This window comes from Desulfobacula sp. (assembly GCF_021107415.1).
Genome location: NZ_JAIOSW010000338.1, coordinates 1 through 19,818 on the forward strand (window position 1 = coordinate 1; position 19,818 = coordinate 19,818).

Sequence of the window (19,818 nt, forward strand, 5' to 3'; positions counted from 1 at the left end):
CAATTTCCATACCCTGGACCATAAGACCTGGAATGGAAAACGCCATGGCAATTCTATGATCATTAAAGGTTTCTATTCTTGCGCCCTTTGGGTTTCCGCCTGTGATTTCAAGATAATCCTCTCCTTGTTTTACTTTTATACCCATTTTCATAAGTTGTGAAGAGACAGCATCAATCCGATCACACTCTTTTTCACGCAAATGTTTAATATTGGTAATCCTGGTTTTTCCTTTAGCAAAGCTGGCTACAACAGCAATGGCAGGAACTGCATCCGGAGTATCAGACATATCCACATCAACTCCTTTAAGCGCAGCTCCGCAAACACCGATCTGGTTGTCTTCTACCTTGAGAATGCAACCCATCGTTTTAAATCCCCCTGTAAAGAATTCCGGGTGATATTTTTAACAAATATCATTTTTTTTGTCACCGCACCAATAGCCCAGAAATAACCGGCATTGGAAAGATCGGGTTCCACAAAGAAATCTCCGGGAATATAGGATTGCCGGCCCGGAACTCTGTAATGGGTGGTATTAATTTTATGAGCCTCAACCTTAAATTTTTTCATAATATCAAGGGTCAAATCAATATAGGGAGAGGAAACAGCCGGTCCTTCAAGGCTGATATCCAGCCCGGTTTTCATCAAAGGACCCATTAGTAAAAGGGATGATAAATATTGGCTGCTTTTGGAACAGTCAATTTTAACCGCTCCGCCTTCCCTGCTGTTTCCTCGTATATAAACAGGCGGTGTGCCTTTTTTGCTTTTTGATCCTGCCTGGATCCCTAAAAGACTTAATGCATCAAGCAACTCTTTCATTGGACGTTCACGCAACCGCTTATCCCCTGTCAGGGTGTACCCGGTGCTTCCAAGAGCTGCAATTCCGGCGAGAAGACGCATGGAGGTACCTGAATTACCCAGATAGATATCTTTTTCATAGTTTTGAGGATTTCCACCAAAGCCTGAAACCCTGTATGGATTGCCTTTAACCCGGGTTATGTTTGCACCCATATGTTTAAGTGCATCAATGGTTAAAAGGATATCATTACTTTCAAGAAGATTTTCAATATTTGATATTCCATTGGAAATGGATGCACAAATCACCATGCGATGGGAAATGCTTTTGGATCCCGGAACCACAACAGCCTGATTTTTGATCTCTTTTCTATCAATCTGTTTCAATCAATTGTCTCCTTTTATTAAGGCTTTTCTCATGAGTTTAATATCGGGAGATATGCCGGTCCAGATTTTAAATTGCGCCGCGCCCTGATGTATAAACATGGACAGGCCGTCAATGGTTGTACACCCCTTTTTTAGTGCGTAAGACAGCAGTTTTGTTTTTAAAGGATTATAAATAATATCCATAACAACCATCTTAGAGTGCATGTGGGTAGAAGGAAAAGCCGAATTTTCAATATCAGGGTACATGCCAATGGATGTGGTGTTGATAATAATATCTGCGTTTATATTATCCATTTTATTAACTTCATCCATTGGAATAAAATCAGCCTTATACTTTAGAGCCAGGTTCTTGCCTTTCTCTTTATTTCTGTTGATAATGACAAGATCACCTTTTTCCCTGTGTATGCCATATGCAACCGCCTGGGCTGCCCCGCCGGCACCAATAATACAGATACGTTTATTCGCAAGGCCAAAGGGCTTTAAGGGGTCAATGGCAGCCTTATAGTCCGTATTAAACCCTGAAAGTTTTCCGTCCTGGTTCACAACCGTGTTAACAGCACCAATGTTCAATGCATCTTCATCAATCCAGTCAAGATGATTTATTATGGATTCTTTAAATGGTATTGTAACAGAGGCTCCTTTGATGTTTAAACTTCTTATTGCCGCAATGCCCTTTGAAATCTCATCAATTTCAAAGGCAAGATAAATCGCATTAATTTGATACTGTTGAAAACATGCATTGTGAATTACAGGGCTTTTGGAATGTCTGATGGGGTTCCCGAAAATGCAATAAAGGTGTGTATCCGTATCAATCATGCCTCCTGCTCCTCTTTAACATAGACCGGATAAGATCCAAGTATTTTCAGTGACAGGGAAACCTTTTTGATTTCTTCAATGGTGTGAGAAACAAGTTTGTCCAGTTGATGTCCCTGGATATCAAGAAAAAAAAAATAATTCCAGTTGTGATGCCGTGTGGGCCTGGATTCAAGTTTTAACATATTCAGCCCTGCCCTGTCCACAGGTTCAAGTGTTTTAAATAAAGCACCCGGCACATGGGAAGTTGCAAACATGATGGATGTTTTATCATTTCCGGTCTGTTCCGGCATATCTTTACCAATGATAAGAAATCGTGTGGTATTACCTGAATAATCTTCTATTTTTGATTCCACAGTCTGCAATTGATAAATATGAGCGGCCTGTTTACTCGCAATGGCAGCTATGCTTTTGTCTCCAGATGCCAGAACAGCAGCTTTGGAAGTACTGCTGGTCTCGAATATGTCAGCCTGGGCAAATTTCTTTTTAATCCATGTTTTGCATTGGGCAAGCGCCTGGGGGTGGGAATAAATTTTTTGAACATCTTTAGGATCACCTGTTATAGACAACAAATCGTGGGAAACAGGTTCATAAAGTTCAGCACAAATGTTCAGATCAAAATCAACAAACAGATCAAGGCTGTGATTCACGGCACCTTCTATTGAATTTTCAACAGGAATCACTCCGAAATGGCTTTCTTTCTTTTCCACTTCTCTAAAAATTTCGTATAAATTTGGCTGTTCGACAAATTTACCTGAATGTTTGAAATGGCTCAAAGCAGCAATATGCGTATAGCTTGCTTCAGGTCCAAGAAAAGAGATGGTTTTCGGCTTTTGGATTTCCCGGGTAGCTGTAATGATGACATTGAAAATATATCTTAATAATTCTTTATCCGAGGGTCCTTGATTGATTTTTGACAATCTTTCGATTACTTTTCGTTCCCGTGATCGATCAAGGATCCGGCTTCCGGTTTCCTTTTTAATTTCCCCGACTTTTTTCCCGATATCAAGCCGCTGATTAATCAAACTCAAAATATTTGCATCAATAGTGTCAATTTGATCCCTGAGCTCACTTAAATCATTTTCAGATCGTTTTTCATTCATCACAGCTATATACCCTAATTATTTCTCAAGGATCTCCCTACGTGATAAAAACTGTTATGTCCCAAACTTAGGCAAATCTTGCAGTTAGTTTCGGATATCATTTCCTGTCCCTAACTACTATGATGTGTGCTCGGGGAGCACTGGGCTCGTCACTTCTGCGTCCCCGCTGGAGGAAAAAGCTCCTATGACGGATGATCAGTGGTGAGCTCTCAATGTGTGTGATTAAATTATAAATCCGGTAGTTTTTTATCCAAAAATAGTCCCTGGTTAAACGTAACGTTTTGCAAATTTTCCTTGCTCTTTTGTTTAAGATAAATAGTTCGTCTCGTGTCGGTAGCCTCCATCCCGCGCCTCCTGCGTTTAAGTTGCTAATCCATAATCTTGTTCCCGTGCGGCTAAGTTTTGTGACATCTCCGCTATACCATTCCAGAGTCGAATTTATATCATGTATGACTCCATTTTCGTATGTAACGAATTGATCATCATGGCTAATGATTGATTTGTATTGGCCTGCCGGGTCGATAGCTGCTACCTTGCCCGACATGTCTTCGGTATCGTATTTTGCGGAGCAAGAAACTAAAATAATTGAAAATAGTAGTATGAGAATTTTATTCTTAATAAACAAAATATACCCCCTAAAGATATCATGAAAATCAAGGTTGTCCATAAACCTTCACTCTTCAAATATCTTACGTGACATCCTTCCTTTAAGCCTTCGCATGATATCTAAAAATGCTACCCGCCTACAAGGCGGGGGTTTAAACCTTTTACTGAAACAATTAAGATGTTTCTTTCTTAAGAATAAAGTTTTTTATCCTATTACCATCCATATCTTTAACAGTGGCCATCCAATTATCTTTGCTGATTGACTCCCCGGGCTTTGGAATTCGGCCAATCTGTTCAAGAAAAAATCCTGAAAAAGTATCATATGCGGTTGATTCGGGAATTTCAATTTCAATTTCTTTATTTAGATCATCAATATCAATCTTCCCGGCAACCAGCCATTTGTTCCCTTTTAGTTTTACAATATCAGGTACCAGTCTGTCGGTTTCATCAATGATTTCACCAATGATTTCTTCAACAACGTCTTCAAGGGTAACAATACCGGATACACCACCATGCTCATCCACAATAACGGCAATATGATTTTTTTTCTGCTTAAAATCCTGCAATAAAGAATCAAGCTTTTTGGATTCAGGAATAAAATATGGTTTTTTCATGATTTGTTTTACATCCAATGGTGTATCAGAATCAGATGAGCAGGCTTTTTGATAACTTGAAAATAAATCTTTTACATGCAAAATTCCAATAATATTATCAATACTGTCCTCAATAACCGGAATCCTGGAAAATCCGGTTCCAAGAATTTTTTCAATATCCATATCCTGTGATACGTCTATCACAAACATATCCGCCCTGGGGGTCATGATTTCAGAGCACGAGGTATCGTCAAATTCAAAAATATTGGTAATAAATTCTTTTTCTTCTTCTTTGATTTCTCCTTCTTCTTCCACCACTTCAACCATGGTCATCAGTTCATCTTCTGTTACAGTTTCATGAGCAGTATCAATTGTTCCGTGCAATTTGGGTATAAAGCTCAACATATAAATCAAAGGGAAAAATAATTTTGATAGCCAGAGGAGTGGATAAATCACAATCCTGGCAACAAGAATATTATTATGATTGGCAAATGATTTAGGGAAAATTTCACCAAAAACGAGAATGAGCATGGTCATGATACCGGTTGCAATACCCACAGCATTGGATTTAAAGTAAACAATAGCAAAGGATGTGGCTATGGCGGAAGCACCAATATTTACAAGGTTGTTTCCAATCAGAATGGTGGTTAAAAGTGTATGGGAATCTTCTTTCATCTTCAAAATCAAACGTCCTGTTTTGGAACCGTCTTTGGCAATATGAAGCGCCTTGACTTTGGAAATTGAAAAAAGAGCGGTTTCCGAGGAAGAAAAAAAGCCAGATAAAAAAAGGCATATAATAAGTATCGTCAATTCAAAAACCATCAAAGCAGTATATAATCCTTTGTTTGTAAGTTATCTATGTATGAATTCACTCTAATAGTTTTTAAGTTGATTTGTCAAATTTATTATCACTGGTGTGGTTCACTCAGCATATTAATTGCAATATTGGCAACCCTTTTTGATGCACCTTTTTTTCCCATTAATTTTCTAACCATTTGTAACTGGTCTTCAAAATAAACTAAATGATCCAGCATATATAAGGCTTTTTTACTTATTTTGTCAGGAGTAGCATCATTTTGCAGGAGTTCAGGCATAACTTGCCTGTTAACAATTAAATTTGCCAGCCCGGCATATTTTATTTTAACAACCAGTTTTGCTATTTGATAACTAACAGAGGACATTTTATATGTAATAATGGTTGGGATACAGCAAAGGGCCGCCTCTAAAGTGACGGTACCCGAAGCCGCAATAACGAGATTTGATTTCAAAAAAATATCCTTAACCGGCCCATCATGGATTTGAAATAAATCACCCTTATTAGATTTTTTTAAAATTGCTTTTATGTGCTCCTCATGTATTGAAGAAGCTTGAGAAATAATAAAAGAAACTTGTCGGTTTTTTTGATGAATAAGACCAGCTGCTTTTATCATTATTTCAAACAAATTATTTATCTCAGCTTTTCTGGAACCTGGAAGCAAGCCGATGATTACGGGATCTTTATGGTTTGACAATAAATGATTTGATCGAAGAAATGGCTTTGATAAATTTTCAGGATACTCGTCCACCAGAGGATTGCCCACATAAGTTGCACAAATACCGGCTTTTTGATAAATTTTTTCTTCAAAAGGCAATATCAATGCTGCATGATCAACATATTTCTTTATTTTCTTAAGCCTTGATTTTTTCCAGGCCCACACTTTTGGTGTAATATAATATAAAATTTTTATCTTGTAATGATCTTTGGCAAACTGGGCAGCTTTTAAATTAAATCCCGGGTAATCCACAAGAACAATTAAATCCGGTTGAAAAACCCTAAGTTTTTCCTTAAATAAATCAAAGGCTTTTTTAATCTGCCCAAACTGCATGAGAACTTCAGTAAGGCCCATTGCGGAAAGTTTTGAGATGTGATAAAAAAGGTCTACATTCTGATGTTCAAGATGGGCTCCACCTATACCTGAAAAATAAATATTGTTGTTTAATTGTTTGATTTGTCTGACAAGATGCCCTGCATGAAAATCACCGGATGGTTCCCCGGTAAGAACCATAATGTGTCTGAATTTGCCGCGAAGATTCATTTTACCTGTGACCTTTAGGTTACGTGTGACCTTTAGGTTATATCGTCATCTGTAAACCCGGTAATGGATATATTATATTTATTTGCAAGGATTATCATCTCCTCACGGTCAAACGCAAGGGATTTTTCAGCTTCAAGTACAAGAATTGTGGCCCCGGATTTATGCATCCTCTCAATGGTCCCACAGCCTGAAGAAGGAAGATCAAACCTCAGGTCCTGCGAGGGTTTGGAAATTTTAACCACCACTGCACCATTCTGATGAGATAAAAGAGCGCCTCTTTTAATGGTTGCATTCGTCCCATCAATGGCTTCAACGGCAAGAACCGTTCCATTGCTGATGACAATACATTGACCGATATCCAGTCTTCCGATTTCCTTTGCTATCTTCCATCCTGTGAAAATATCTTTTTTTTCTGCTTTGTCCGGCTTTCTTTTTGTCCAGCACCCTTTTGGGGTGATTAATTCCGGAAGAAGAAATGTAGATGGCAAAATCTTAATCCCTTCCTTTAAGAGTAGATCAGCAAATGAAGTTAAGACAGAATCATCATGGGTTCTGGCTGTTTTGGCAATAAAGGAGAGCGCTTTAAAGTCTGGACGAATATCTTTGAAAATATTTGTTTTTTTAATACCTCCCAGCATAACTGCTTCGGAAATATCGTGTTGTTTAAAATATTTGATCAGTTTAGAAACCTGACCCAGATAAATCCATTTTAGTTCTTCAACATGGTTTTCAAGAATTTTATCTGTTTCAGAGTTAAAACCAATAGCAAAGACTTTATACCCTTTCTTTACCGCTTTTTTTGAAAAAAGAACGGGGAATTGTCCGCCACCGGCTATAAGACCTATTCTCATTTTTTTCGCGTGATCTCCAGGTTACCTGGTAACACCTCTGTTGGATTCAACAATAAAATTCATAAAATTTTTTACTTCAGGGATTTGTTCAACTTGCGCTTTGACACGCTCGGATGCCTGCTTAACCGTTAATCCAATTCGAAAGACAATTCTATAAGCTTTTTTAAGTTGCTGAAGAGTTGATTTCGGAAATTTATGCCGTTTCAATCCCACATTATTTAACCCGTGGAGAGTTGCCCGATCTCCGGCTGCAATCACATATGGTGGTATGTCCTTTACCACGGCGGATTTCCCACCGATATAGGCGAAATCCCCAATTTGAACAAATTGATGGATGGCTACCAAACCACCCACTGTGACATTATCACCGAGTACAATATGACCGGCAAGAGTGGAGTTGTTGGCGAGAATAACCTGTTTTCCTGTTTTACAATCATGGGCAATGTGTGTATAGGCCATCAAATAGTTTTCTTCCCCAACCTCGGTAATGCCGCCGCCAAATTCTGTTCCTCTATTAATCGTCACAAATTCCCGGATAATTGTACCCCTGCCAATTCTTAAATATGTTTTTTCACCATCAAATTTTAAATCCTGAGGTACACCACCAACAGCGGCATATTGGGAAATCTGGCAATCGGCTCCTATGGTCACATATCGTTCAATGGTGGTATAGGGACCAATAGTGGTACCGGAACCGATGCAGACATCAGATTGAACAATGGCATAAGGACCTATAGTAACATTGGTGTCTATTTCAGCTAAAGGATCAATAATTGCTGTGGGATGAATCTGAATCATTTTTACTCCATTTATTCATTCTTATTTTCTATATCTTTCAATCTTTTTTCAAAAGAAAAAAGTTTTTTTCTCATTTCCGGTAACCGGGATATAATGCTGACTACCTTACGCCAACGACCATGTGGCATATGGGGAATACCCGATACAATTTCATTTTCAGAAACATCACTGTGAACACCTGCATAGGGGCCGACAATAGAACCGTCACCAATTTTTATATGCCCTGTTATACCAGCTTTACCGGCTATGATAACATTTTTTCCGACTTTAGTACTTCCTGCGATCCCGACCTGGGCAACAATCAAAGTATTTTCTCCAATTTTGACATTGTGTGCAATATGAACAAGGTTGTCTGTTTTAACACCGTTTCCGATGACAGTCATACCCAGTGTTCCCCGGTCGATGGTATTACACGCACCGATTTCAACATGATCTCCGATGTGAACATATCCGGTGTGTATAATCTTTTCATGCTTATCAAAATTCTGAACAAAACCAAACCCATCAGAGCCAATGACAGTTCCGGAATGAATAATAACATCTTTGCCAATCCGGGTCTTTTCCATTATAGTAACGTTTGGTTTGACAACAGTATTATCGCCTATGGAGACATCATCCCCAAGATAGACACCCGGCATAAGATGGACATTGTCTCCGATTTGGACATGGTCACCCATAAATACATTTGATCCAATAATGGGATCTTTTCCAAATTTAACATGATGTCCAATATCTGCACTAGGGTGGATACCGGGCTTTGTTTTTTTTTCGGGATGAAATATTGATACTAATTTAAAAAATGATACTTTAGGATTATTGGTTTTTAATAAAATGATATCCCTGCAATGATCATTATCAAACATATAGGTATCAGGAATTATAACCGCACCAGCCTTTGTTTGTTGAAGATCGGCTAAATATTTTGCATCATATGCAAAAGTAATATCATGGGAATCCGAATCTTCAAAAGAGGAAACACTATTAATTATAAACAAAGGATCACCAATGATTTCGGCCTGGATAATTTTTGCAATCTCATTTACAGATAGTTTCATAAAAAATTTTAGTTGGTCTTAGAAACTTTTATGTTGTATTTTTTAATGATTTGATCCGTAATATCGAGTTGGCCTGGATGATAAACTACACCAGCCGCCTTTTTCTCGAGTATCAGCATATAGCCTTCTTCTTTTCCAATTTCATTTGCAATCTCAAAAACAGCTATTTGAATTTTATTTAAAAGTTTAACCTCTAATTGTTTAAATTCTCTGGAAAAAGTTTCTTGCATTTTTTTAAAGTCATTCACCCGGATCCTGAACTCTCGCTGTTTTTCCTGCTGTTTTTCAGGACTCAAAACAAGCGCTTCTCTTTCAAAGGCTTTTTTCATTTCATCCAGTAAAACTTTTTCCGTTTTTAATTTTTTTTGAAACTCATTACCTTTCTCGGTGATCTGTTTTTGTGTCATTTTTCCAGCACTGGATTCTTTCAAAATTTTTTGAAAATTAATCACTCCAATTTTTGCTACATCTGCGCAAAAACCTTGGGGAATGATTCCCAAAAAAAAGAATGTGGACAAAATTAAAATTATTTTTTTCATTTAAACCTCCAAAATTATAAAATTTAAAAAGAAGCACCAACAGAAAACTCAAATTTTCCGTCGCCACTCTTTTTTATGTTTTTACCATCAATAACCCAGGCATATTCAACCCTTAAGGGTCCTATAGGCGAGTTCCATCTTACACCGGTACCATAACTTGAGAATTGATCACCAAGATTAATATCCTCACTGGTCCTGTATACATCACCGCGGTCATAAAAGAAAACACCGGCAAGCTTATATTTTTCTGTTAAGGGAAAAGTTACTTCTGCATTGAATTGAACATACTTTTCACCACCCCTGTCTTTAATATCTCCTGTACGCTTGCCGCTGATATCATTTTTATCAAATCCTCTGACTGAATTCATACCTCCCAGATAAAACCTGATATAATCAATGTCAATATCATTGCTGCTTCGATCATCCAGGTATCCTGCTTATGCATGCAAGGCACCGGTAAATTTACAGAATAGAGGAAAAAATATTCCTGTTTCAACAAGATATTTCGTGTAATCAATATCCCCGCCTAAAAGTTCTCCGGCATATTCTATTGAAATTTTATGCTTGGCTCCTTGTGTTGGCAAAAAAAGATCATCCCTGGAATCATATTGTATATAAGGTTTTATGCTGCTTGTCAGAAAAGAACCGGGTGTCATGTTAGTATAGGTGGATTGAACATTCGTTATATCAAAATCTTCAATATTATAAATAATACCAATTCCAGTATAGTCGAAAAGCCTGTATCCTAAATTTAATGTTATTCCAAGAGCTTCTTTGTCATAAAAATCATACTCTTGATCTTCTTTATAGAGTCGAATCCCGCCGGAAACAGCTGTATCCATAATATAAGGCTCAAAAAAACTAATTTGATAGAGAATGGACTCTTTAGATAATTTGGCTTCAAGCTTTATGGTTTGTCCCTTTCCAAACAGGTTTCTTTCCTGAACCATGCCCGATACAAACCCACCATCATAGCTGCTGAAGCCACCTCCAATGGAAAAGGTACCTGTTTGTTTTTCAACAATCCTTATATCTATATCCATTTCATTTTCATGGGATATTTTAACCGGCCTGACATCAATCTGGGCAAAATAATCCAATCGGTTTAAATTTTTAAAACTTTTTTGGATATTTTCCTTGCTATAGAGATCCTGTTCAACAATTTTAATTTCTCTTCTGATGACTTTGTCACGGGTTTTTAAATTACCGCTGATATTGATTCTTTTAAAATAAACAGGCTCACCCTTGTCTATTGAATATGTGATGTCCATCATTTTTTTCGTATCGCTTTTATTAACCAGGGGAGTGATATTAACATTGGCAAACCCCTTGTTAGAATAAATATCAGAAATAGAAAGAATATCCTTTCTGATATCTTCTCTATTGTACAGTTCTGCTTCTTTGGATTGAATAATTTCAAAAATTTCTTCTTTGGGAAAAATCAGATCACCGGTTATATTAATTTTTTTAATTTTATACTGAGCACCCTCATCGATTTTAAAACGAATTGAAATTAATTTTTCACCGATATCAATAATAGGATCAGATACTTTTGTATCAATAAAACCGTTGTTTTTATATAAAGATTCAATTCTTATCACATCGTTTTTTACTTCAATCTCATTGAGATCTCCCGAAGAGGTAAAAAAAGAGAAAAACCCTTTTTCTGAAGTTTCCATGGCCTTTTTGATTTGTTTGTCGGAAAAGTATTTGTTGCCTTCAAAAGTAATTTTTTCAACCCTGATTTTCTCTCCTTCTTCAATATTAAAAACAATATCTGCCTGGGAATGGTCAAGGGAAATTATTTCATATGTTACCGAACAATTATGATAATTTTTTTCAGTATACATTAAACGCATTCGATTAACATCAGAGTTGAGTTTATGAACATTTAAAATTGTACCGGTTCTTGTATTAACAATATCTGCAAGTTCTTCGTCTTCATAAATAGTATTTTTTTTAAATTTGACTATCCGGACAGTTGATTTTTCAGCGATTTCAAAAATTACTTTAACTCCATTATCAAGGGCTTCTTTTTTAACAATGACATTGTCAAAGTAGCCCATCTCATAAATTTTTCTAAGGTCCTTGGAAATATTGTCAGATTTTATGATATCGCCAATGTGAGTGTCGATAATCCTTATGATTGCATCAGTTTCAACTCTTTTATTTCCAGTAATTGCAATATCTGTAATAATTTTTTCATGGAAGAGTTCTCCAATTATTTCTTTACTAAGTTGGGAAATAGTCGAAAAAAGGGTTTCAAAATTATTTGCATCTGCATAAAAGGAAGTGAAATTTTCTTTTTCATAAATATTCATAAGTCTTGAATCTATACTGATACTTTCTCCTGCTATAAAAACCGATCCGGTCAAAATATAGTCAACACCTAATTTTATCCCATACGTTCTAAACTGGGAAAAATCCCACTCCGCAATATTTTCTTGAATTTCTAATAGAATTACTTTAGCACCTTCTTGTTCAAGCTTTTCAGAAATCATCAAAGGAATTTTATTTTTTACCTGATGATTGACTTGCTTAGCATCAAGGGAAAAAGGGATGATAGCCACCTTAATATCGGTCTGGGCAAACAGATCAACAGTGAACAATAAATTTAATAAAATAATACATATGGAAGCTCTTCTTAAAATAGATTTATTCATAATATTATCCCTAATTCACATAACCAGATTAAACAGGAATGATTTCCCCATCCAATATTGTAACGTTTCTTTTCATCATTCGAGCGAATTCATTATTATGGGTAACCACAATAACTGTCATGCCAAGCTCTTTGTTCAATTCATCAATTAATGCATGTACACTTTTACTGTTTTTTCGATCAAGATTCCCCGTTGGCTCGTCTGCCAGAAGTATATCCGGTTCCATGACCAAAGCTCTTGCCAGAGCCACCCGTTGCTGTTCCCCTCCCGAGAGATCTTCAACCCGATGAGAAAGTCTTAACGAAAGCCCTACTCTTTCAAGCATATTTAAGCTGGTTCTTTCAATAGTTTTTTTATTTTTATGAGCAATTAATCCCGGCATCATAACATTTTCTAATGCTGAAAAACCTTGAAGTAAATAATGAAACTGGAATACAAAACCAATCTTTAAATTTCTAAAATGGGCAAGCTTCTCATCCTTATACTGGGATAAATCATCTTTCAGGAAAAAAATTTTTCCTGAATCCGGCTTGTCAAGTGTCCCGATCAAATGAAGCAAAGTCGATTTGCCAATACCGGATGAGCCAATGACAGCAATGGTTTCGCTTTTATAGATATTAAAAGATGCCTTATTTAAAATTTCAATTTTTGATGTTTTTAAATAAAAACTTTTTGAAACAGATTGAAGCGACATCAACGGGTGTGAATTATCCATATCTTAATGCCTCAACCGGATCCATTTTTGAAGCCTTATATGAAGGATACAAAGTTGAAAAAAAACAAATAATAATAGCACTGACAGCTATGATCAAAACATCAAAATATTCAAGTTGCACAGGAAGAGTCGAAAATGGATAAGCATCCGGTAATTGGATAAAATCATATCTCTTTAGAATAAAACAAATGGCTACACCTGAAATGGTACCGATAAATGTACCCAAAAGACCAATAATCATACCTTTAAGAATAAATATTCTTCTAATGGCCTTGTTGGTTGCTCCCATTGCTTTTAACACTGCAATATCCTTGGTTTTTTCCATCACCATCATGATTAACGCACTGGCAATATTAAACGCGGCAACAAGTATGATCAGAGTCAAAATGATAAACATGGCCGTTTTTTCAAGTTTTAATGCAGCAAAAAGGCTTTTATTGATGTCCATCCAGTCACGCAAATAAAATGGATAGCTTAATATGTCTGAAAGGTTATCTTTAACCGGTTTAACATTAAACACATCCTCAATCCAGATTCCAATGGCAGAAATTTTATTTTTGACATTGGAAAGTCGTTGGGCTTCCTTTAAATGGACATAGGCGAGCACACTGTCATATTCATACATGCCCGAATCAAATGTATCTGTTACAACAAACCGCTTCATTGAAGGGATATGACCCATGGGAGAAATAAATCCATTGGGTGACATGAGAATAACTTTGTCTCCCTTTATCACTCTAACAGAATTTGCAAGTTCCTGGCCTAAAATAATTCCGGGAAGATCACCATTGCTTGTTCCTTTATTAAGCACTTTTTTTAATTGTTCGGAATTGAATCCTTTAACAAGGCTGAACCCTTTCTCAGGATCAATTCCCCGAACCATAACACCGGAAAAAGATTGCTGTGACCGAATCATAGCCTGTGCAAATAATATCGGTGAGGCACCTTTAATTTGTTCCCTTTTATCAAGATCAGATAAGATGTGAGAATAGTTGTCAAATTTGCCTGAGTAATTCATAACAAGTATATGGGGTTCAAGCCCAAGAATTCTTTTGCGAAAATCAGTTTCAGCACCGCTCATGACGGCAATTACCACTACAAGAGCCATTACACCGACGGTAACACCTGCCACTGAAAGAAAGGTAATCAATGAAATAAATCCTTCTTTTCTCTTTGCCTTAAGGTATTTACCGGCTATAAATAATTCAAGGGCCATCTAATCAGTCATTCTTTTTCATATGGGGGAAAAGAATAACCTCCCTAATGGACGGAGAATCAGTCAGCAGCATCACAAGTCTGTCGATTCCAATGCCTTCACCTGCTGTTGGCGGCATTCCGTATTCAAGAGCCTTTACATATTCGGAATCCATGATATGGGCTTCTGAATTTCCTTCATCTCTTTGTCTGACCTGCATTAAAAAACGATTGTTCTGATCTTCAGGGTCATTGATTTCAGAAAATCCATTGGCAATTTCCCTGCCGGCAATAAATAATTCAAACCGGTCGGTAAATTCCGGATTGTCATCGCTTTTTCTGGATAAAGGAGATACTTCCACAGGATAGCCGGTAATAAATGTAGGCTGGATTAACCTGGGTTCAACCAGAATATCAAAAAGTTTGGTTAAAATTTTGCCGTGACGGTCTTTTTTAGTAATCTGTATATTTTTTTCCTGTGCAAAATTAAGCAGGGATTCAGTATTATCTAATATTAGAGGATCAATTCCACCAATTGTCGTAAGAGATTCTATCATGGGAATACGCAGCCACCCTTTTTTCAAATCAATGGCCTGGCCCTGGTATTGGAGTGTTGTTGACCCCAAAATCTCTTTTGCTATGGATTCAAACATCTCCTCGGTTAAATCCATAAGATCTTCATAGTCAGCATAGGCCTGGTAAAATTCAACCATTGTAAATTCAGGATTGTGTCGGGTTGAAACCCCCTCATTTCTGAAATTTCGGTTAATTTCAAACACTTTTTCAAACCCACCCACCACCAGTCTTTTCAGGTATAATTCCGGTGCAATTCTTAAAAACAGCTCCATTCCAAGGGCGTTGTGCCAGGTTTTAAAAGGAGTTGCTTCCGCGCCTCCGGCTAGAGGCTGCATCATGGGTGTTTCAACTTCCATGAATCCGTTTTCTTCGAAAAAACGTCTCATGGAAGCGATTATTTTACTTCTTTTTATAAAAATCTGCCTTGTATTCTCGTTCATTATAAGATCAAGATAACGCTGGCGATATCGTTTTTCAGGATCTTTTATCCCGTGAAATTTTTCAGGAAGTGGTCTTACTGCCTTTGATAAGAGTCTGAATTCTTTTGCTAAAAGTGTCCACTCACCGGTTCTTGTTTGAAACAATGGCCCTTTAACCCCTATAAAATCACCGATATCAAGCTTTTTAAACAGAGAATAAGTTTCATCGCCCACTCCATTTTTTTGTATATATACCTGAAGTTGATCAGAACCTTCTTTAAAGCGTATAAAAGATGATTTTCCCATTTTATTAATAGCCATCATTCTTCCTGCCATAGAGAACTCATCACCTTTTTCCCCTAAAGAATCAGGGTTATTTTCAATGATTTTTTTAAGTTCTTTTATAGAGCATGATGGTTTAAAATCATTGGGATAAAGGTTAACCCCCATATCTTTCAACCCATCTATTTTTTCTTTTCTAAATTGTATCAGCTTGCTTTCTTTGTCCATAAATATTTACCTTCATATTCTTACTGCATCTTGCAGATTGTTTTATTTTCATTTTGATAAAACATGAATAAATAGCCTAGTTAACATGAAAATGTCAAGATTTTGTTATTTGTTGCCTTTTGATGGGGTAGAATTTAAAAGAACTTTAAAAACCGACCCCTTCCCAGGGGTGGATTCAAAATCAATCATACCGTTATAAGTATCAATCAATCTATGAATAATTGAAAGGCCAAGGCCGGTCCCTTCGGGTTTGGTTGTATAGAAGGGATCAAAAATATGACTGGAATCTTTCTGACTAATCCCAATACCAGTGTCTTCAACGGTTATATAAATGCGGTTATTTCTTGCTGATCTAAGTTGGATTTTGATCTCTCCGTGACCCTCTATGGATTGAGCTGCATTTTTCAATAAATTCCATAGGATTTGACTGAAATGCGAAGGATCCATGAACACACAAATATTTTTATTCATATTTGTACTGAGGCTGATTTTTTTATTCCATTCAGGGTCATTTAAAAAAAGCTCAATTGTTTCTTCAATGGCATCAGTCAATTTTATTTCAACTGCATTATTTGTATGAGGTTTTGCAAAAAGTCTGATATCATTAACAATATTTTTAAGACGATCTGTTTCCCGTAAAATAATCTGCATTAGCTTATCTTCATAAGAACCTGATTTTGTATCTTCCCTGAGCAGTTGAATCGAACCGGATAAGGAAGCTAACGGATTTTTAATTTCATGTGCTATGCCCGAGATCATTTCATCCATGGCAGCCATTTTTTCGACCCGTTTCAAGTGTTCCTGGATAATTTTTAAGTCCTGTTTAGCGCCTTTTGTCTGAAGCGCCAGAATACCGCTGAGGATTGCTACAGCAAAACAGGCCACAATGACAATAATGATCCTGTAAATAATATGACTCTCATCAATCGAATTTGCGAGATAAAATTTATCCAAAAAAGGTGTGATAACTTTATAGTATTCCAACTCAATCAAAATGCCATATTGAATACATGAAATTGTGGCAATGATTAAGCTGCCCTTTTGAAGCAACAGCATGGAAGTATAAATAATGACAACCAGGTAAAGAAAAGTAAACATACTGTCATAACTGCCCGTAACAAAAATAATGGCGGTTACAATAAATGTATCTACAATGGTTTGTAAATATGCCAGAACTTTCTCTTTTTTAAATTTATTGAGCCAGATCAAATAAATAATTGAAAAGATCAAAATACATGCAGCAATATTATATAAGGATAAAAATGGCTGTGAAAAAAAGGAAAGGTTTTCCCCGGAAGAAAAAATAAGGCAGGATACAATCAGAATGGTGGCAAAAACAACCCTTGACAGAACAATCCATTTGATTTGAATTGAAAAATCCGTGTTGTCGTGAAAATGATTGTTTTTCATGTATTTATTGAATGGCACCCGCCATTGTAAAAATCGGCAGATACATTGAAATTACAAGTCCGCCAACAAGCACACCGAGAAAAACAAGCATAAAGGGCTCTATCATATCCGTCAGGTTTTTAACGGACTGGTCCACTTCATCATCATAAAAATCAGCAATTTTTTCCATCATTGTATCCAGCGCACCGGTTGATTCTCCAACTGCTATCATTGAGCATACCATGGAAGGGAAAACACCGCTTTCAAGCAATGGATCTGCCATTGACCGTCCTTCTGCAATGCCGGTTTTAACATCCTGAATAGCAAATTCGATAATTTTATTTCCAGATGTTTTCGCTACAATATCAAGGACTTCAAGAATTGATACACCACTTGAGAGCATTGTGCTGGTGGTTCTTGTAAATTTCGCAACAGCTACTTTCCTGATGAGGATACCGATAACAGGCAGTCTTAAAAACATGTCGTCCATGAAAATACGACCTTTTTGGGAGGCATAGGTTCGTTTGGTAAGAAACGAGACTACGATTATCCCTCCGATTATATATCCGATATTGCGAATGGCAAATTCACTTAGAGCGATTACAATTAATGTCGGTGTTGGTAAGGTTGCTCCAAAGTCGGCAAACATTTCTGAGAAAACAGGTATAACGAAAACAAGTATAACGGATACGACAATGGCCGCAACAATAAGGGTAATAATCGGATAGGTCATGGCACCCTTTACCTGTCGCTTCAGCTTGGCCATTTTTTCCATATATGCAGACAGCCGTTTTAAGATGATATCGAGGATACCACCTGCCTCTCCGGCTGCAACCATATTGATGAACAACTCATTAAACACTTTTGGAAATTTTTTCAAAGCATCTGCAAAAGTTTCACCGGATTCAACAGATTCTTTGATTTTTTTTAAATTCTTTTTAAAGGTCGGATTTTCCTGTTGTGATTGAAGAATATCAAGGCATTGAAGAAGCGGCAACCCCGCATCAATCATTGTGGAAAACTGTCTTGAAAATATAATAACCTCACTGTCTTTGACTTTAGGCTGGAGGAATTTTATTTTTTCAAAAATATCTTTTGGTTTTTTTTTGACTTTAGTCGGGGTAATTTTTCGTCGTTGGAGACTATGTTTTACCTGATCAGGAGACTCTGCCTCCATTTCACCTTTGACTTTTCTTCCTTTGGGATTTTTCCCCTTCCATTCATAAATAGTGGGCATATTAATCCTTCTCGTAATTTATCAAACCAAGGTAACTTTTATATAATTTAAGTATACCAAAATCAGATCAATTGTAAAATCCAAACAGATATACTATATAAATTTTATCAATTGATTACAACAGGAGTTATTTTTTGACTAAAAGAAATAAAACCATTAAAGCAGAAACGATTATTACCAGTCATATTAATGCAGATTTTGATGCCGTCGCATCAATGCTGGCAGCTCAAAAATTATACCCTGGTTCGGTTATTATTTTCCCCGGGTCACAGGAAAAAAATTTACGGGACTTTTTTATCAGTTCCACAAGTTACCTGTTTAACATGGCAGACCCTGATTCCATAGACTTTTCACAAACATCGAAACTTGTGATTGTTGACACCAGACAAAAAAGCAGATTGACTCAGGTATCTGAATTACTCAACAAAAAAAATATTAAAATAGATATCTATGATCATCATCCGGCCATGGAGGGCGATGTAACAGGTTCTTTTGAAATTATCAGGCAAACCGGTGCAACAACAACCATATTAACGACATTGTTACAGGAAAAAAAGATTTTTCCCAACCCCGAAGAAGCCACCATTATGGCCTTGGGAATATATGAAGATACAGGGTCATTTACATATTCCTCCACTACAAAGGAAGATTTTGAACAGGCAGCCTTTCTTTTGTCCTGTGGTGCTAATTTAAATACCATAGTCAGTTTTGTGGTTAAGGAAATTAAATCCGAACAGATTACGTGGTTGAATGAATTGTTAAATGAAATGACCACCCATAAAATAAATGGGGTTAATATTCATATGTCTGTCATTTCTTCTCCTTCATACATTACGGATCTGGCAACAATTGTTCAAAAAGTTGTCAGAATGGAAAGCCTTGATGTCTTTTTTGCCATCATTTTAATGGATAATAAAATTAATATCATTGCAAGAAACAGGATACCCGAGGTTGATGTTGGCAAGATACTTTCAAAATTCGGCGGCGGCGGCCATTCTTATGCTGCTTCTGCAAAGGTTGACAATCATACCCTGGCTCAGGTTGAGATGATGCTTATTGAACAGCTTCAAAAAGACGTAAAGAGTATTCAGATAGCAAAAAATCTGATGACCTCACCTGCTATCACCATTGAGCCCCATGTTACTTGTAAAACAGCCGGCAATATGATGACACGATATAATATCAATACATTATTGGTTGTTGATAAAAAAAAGAATTCCTATGAAGGATATATTACTCGGCAGGTTATAGAAAAAACACACCATCACAAGCTGTCCCAACTTCCGGTGAAAGAATACATGAATTCTGAGATCAGCTATATTTCTTCTGACGCTGACATCTCCCAAATTGAAAATATTATTATTGAAGGAAAGCACAGAATTCTACCTGTTATTGACAATGGGTGGATTAAAGGCGTTATTACCCGTACAGATCTGTTGAATTATTTAGTGCAGCATAACAAAGCACTCAAAAAAAATGAAACAGAACCGGAGTTTAAAAGAAATG

The 19,818-nt window shown here is 36.7% G+C and carries 14 protein-coding genes and 2 pseudogenes; 1 reads left to right on the forward strand and 15 read right to left on the reverse strand.

Annotated elements, in window-relative coordinates; all coding sequences use genetic code 11:
• The 15 genes and pseudogenes from aroA to K8S13_RS17135 all read right to left on the reverse strand — a co-directional run.
• A pseudogene (gene aroA / locus K8S13_RS17065) lies at positions 1-1,101 on the reverse strand (3-phosphoshikimate 1-carboxyvinyltransferase); the annotation flags it as partial.
• A gap of 75 nt (positions 1,102-1,176) precedes the next feature.
• Positions 1,177-1,992 carry a shikimate dehydrogenase gene (locus tag K8S13_RS17070; RefSeq protein WP_291464370.1) on the reverse strand — a complete coding sequence of 272 codons (816 nt, stop codon included), beginning with the start codon at positions 1,990-1,992 and terminating at the stop codon, positions 1,177-1,179.
• Positions 1,989-3,092 carry a prephenate dehydratase gene (gene pheA / locus K8S13_RS17075; RefSeq protein ID WP_291464371.1) on the reverse strand — a complete coding sequence of 368 codons (1,104 nt, stop codon included), beginning with the start codon at positions 3,090-3,092 and terminating at the stop codon, positions 1,989-1,991. Before pheA ends, K8S13_RS17070 begins: the two co-directional genes overlap by 4 nt.
• Positions 3,093-3,871: 779 nt before the next feature.
• Positions 3,872-5,101, reverse strand: coding sequence for a hemolysin family protein (locus K8S13_RS17080; protein ID WP_291464373.1), 1,230 nt, complete (start codon positions 5,099-5,101; stop codon positions 3,872-3,874).
• Between the two features lie 98 nt (positions 5,102-5,199).
• Entirely contained in the window at positions 5,200-6,366 is a 1,167-nt protein-coding gene (gene lpxB, locus K8S13_RS17085) for a lipid-A-disaccharide synthase (protein ID WP_291464375.1), read from the reverse strand.
• A gap of 32 nt (positions 6,367-6,398) precedes the next feature.
• On the reverse strand, positions 6,399-7,217 hold the full coding sequence (locus K8S13_RS17090; RefSeq protein WP_291464377.1) for an LpxI family protein: 819 nt from the start codon (positions 7,215-7,217) through the stop codon (positions 6,399-6,401).
• A 21-nt stretch (positions 7,218-7,238) separates the two neighbouring features.
• Positions 7,239-8,015 carry an acyl-ACP--UDP-N-acetylglucosamine O-acyltransferase gene (lpxA, locus tag K8S13_RS17095; RefSeq protein WP_291464378.1) on the reverse strand — a complete coding sequence of 259 codons (777 nt, stop codon included), beginning with the start codon at positions 8,013-8,015 and terminating at the stop codon, positions 7,239-7,241.
• An 11-nt stretch (positions 8,016-8,026) separates the two neighbouring features.
• Positions 8,027-9,070, reverse strand: coding sequence for a UDP-3-O-(3-hydroxymyristoyl)glucosamine N-acyltransferase (gene lpxD, locus K8S13_RS17100; RefSeq protein ID WP_291464379.1), 1,044 nt, complete (start codon positions 9,068-9,070; stop codon positions 8,027-8,029).
• Positions 9,071-9,078: 8 nt separating this feature from the next.
• Positions 9,079-9,609, reverse strand: a complete 531-nt coding sequence (locus tag K8S13_RS17105) for an OmpH family outer membrane protein (RefSeq protein WP_291464381.1) — start codon at positions 9,607-9,609, stop codon at positions 9,079-9,081.
• A gap of 23 nt (positions 9,610-9,632) precedes the next feature.
• Positions 9,633-12,272 (reverse strand): annotated as a pseudogene (bamA, locus tag K8S13_RS17110) (outer membrane protein assembly factor BamA).
• 28 nt (positions 12,273-12,300) lie between these two features.
• The gene (locus K8S13_RS17115) at positions 12,301-12,987 is read right to left on the reverse strand and encodes an ABC transporter ATP-binding protein (protein ID WP_291464383.1); all 687 of its coding nucleotides are present in this window, start codon (positions 12,985-12,987) and stop codon (positions 12,301-12,303) included.
• Positions 12,980-14,203, reverse strand: a complete 1,224-nt coding sequence (locus K8S13_RS17120; protein WP_291464385.1) for a lipoprotein-releasing ABC transporter permease subunit — start codon at positions 14,201-14,203, stop codon at positions 12,980-12,982. Before K8S13_RS17120 ends, K8S13_RS17115 begins: the two co-directional genes overlap by 8 nt.
• Before the next feature lie 4 nt (positions 14,204-14,207).
• Positions 14,208-15,686 (reverse strand): lysine--tRNA ligase, encoded by a 1,479-nt coding sequence (lysS, locus tag K8S13_RS17125; RefSeq protein WP_291464387.1) that lies wholly within the window; start codon positions 15,684-15,686, stop codon positions 14,208-14,210.
• A gap of 105 nt (positions 15,687-15,791) precedes the next feature.
• Entirely contained in the window at positions 15,792-17,096 is a 1,305-nt protein-coding gene (locus K8S13_RS17130) for an ATP-binding protein (RefSeq protein WP_291464389.1), read from the reverse strand.
• A gap of 4 nt (positions 17,097-17,100) precedes the next feature.
• A complete protein-coding gene (locus K8S13_RS17135; RefSeq protein WP_291464391.1) occupies positions 17,101-18,312 on the reverse strand; it encodes a type II secretion system F family protein in 1,212 nt (403 codons plus the stop codon).
• Between the two features lie 134 nt (positions 18,313-18,446).
• On the opposite strand from K8S13_RS17135, the gene K8S13_RS17140 reads away from it, so the two are divergent.
• Positions 18,447-19,818, forward strand: a 1,372-nt coding sequence (locus K8S13_RS17140) for a CBS domain-containing protein (protein WP_291464392.1), incomplete at its 3' end; no start/stop codon positions are given.

Coding starts and splice junctions, on each gene's coding strand:
- K8S13_RS17090 (WP_291464377.1), bottom strand. CDS start 7,217: ATGAGAATAGGTCTTATAGCCGGTGGCGGACAATTCCCCGTTCTTTTT.
- K8S13_RS17105 (WP_291464381.1), bottom strand. CDS start 9,609: ATGAAAAAAATAATTTTAATTTTGTCCACATTCTTTTTTTTGGGAATC.
- lpxD (WP_291464379.1), bottom strand. CDS start 9,070: ATGAAACTATCTGTAAATGAGATTGCAAAAATTATCCAGGCCGAAATC.
- K8S13_RS17115 (WP_291464383.1), bottom strand. CDS start 12,987: ATGGATAATTCACACCCGTTGATGTCGCTTCAATCTGTTTCAAAAAGT.
- lpxB (WP_291464375.1), bottom strand. CDS start 6,366: ATGAATCTTCGCGGCAAATTCAGACACATTATGGTTCTTACCGGGGAA.
- K8S13_RS17120 (WP_291464385.1), bottom strand. CDS start 14,203: ATGGCCCTTGAATTATTTATAGCCGGTAAATACCTTAAGGCAAAGAGA.
- pheA (WP_291464371.1), bottom strand. CDS start 3,092: ATGAATGAAAAACGATCTGAAAATGATTTAAGTGAGCTCAGGGATCAA.
- K8S13_RS17070 (WP_291464370.1), bottom strand. CDS start 1,992: ATGATTGATACGGATACACACCTTTATTGCATTTTCGGGAACCCCATC.
- lpxA (WP_291464378.1), bottom strand. CDS start 8,015: ATGATTCAGATTCATCCCACAGCAATTATTGATCCTTTAGCTGAAATA.
- K8S13_RS17135 (WP_291464391.1), bottom strand. CDS start 18,312: ATGCCCACTATTTATGAATGGAAGGGGAAAAATCCCAAAGGAAGAAAA.
- K8S13_RS17130 (WP_291464389.1), bottom strand. CDS start 17,096: ATGAAAAACAATCATTTTCACGACAACACGGATTTTTCAATTCAAATC.
- lysS (WP_291464387.1), bottom strand. CDS start 15,686: ATGGACAAAGAAAGCAAGCTGATACAATTTAGAAAAGAAAAAATAGAT.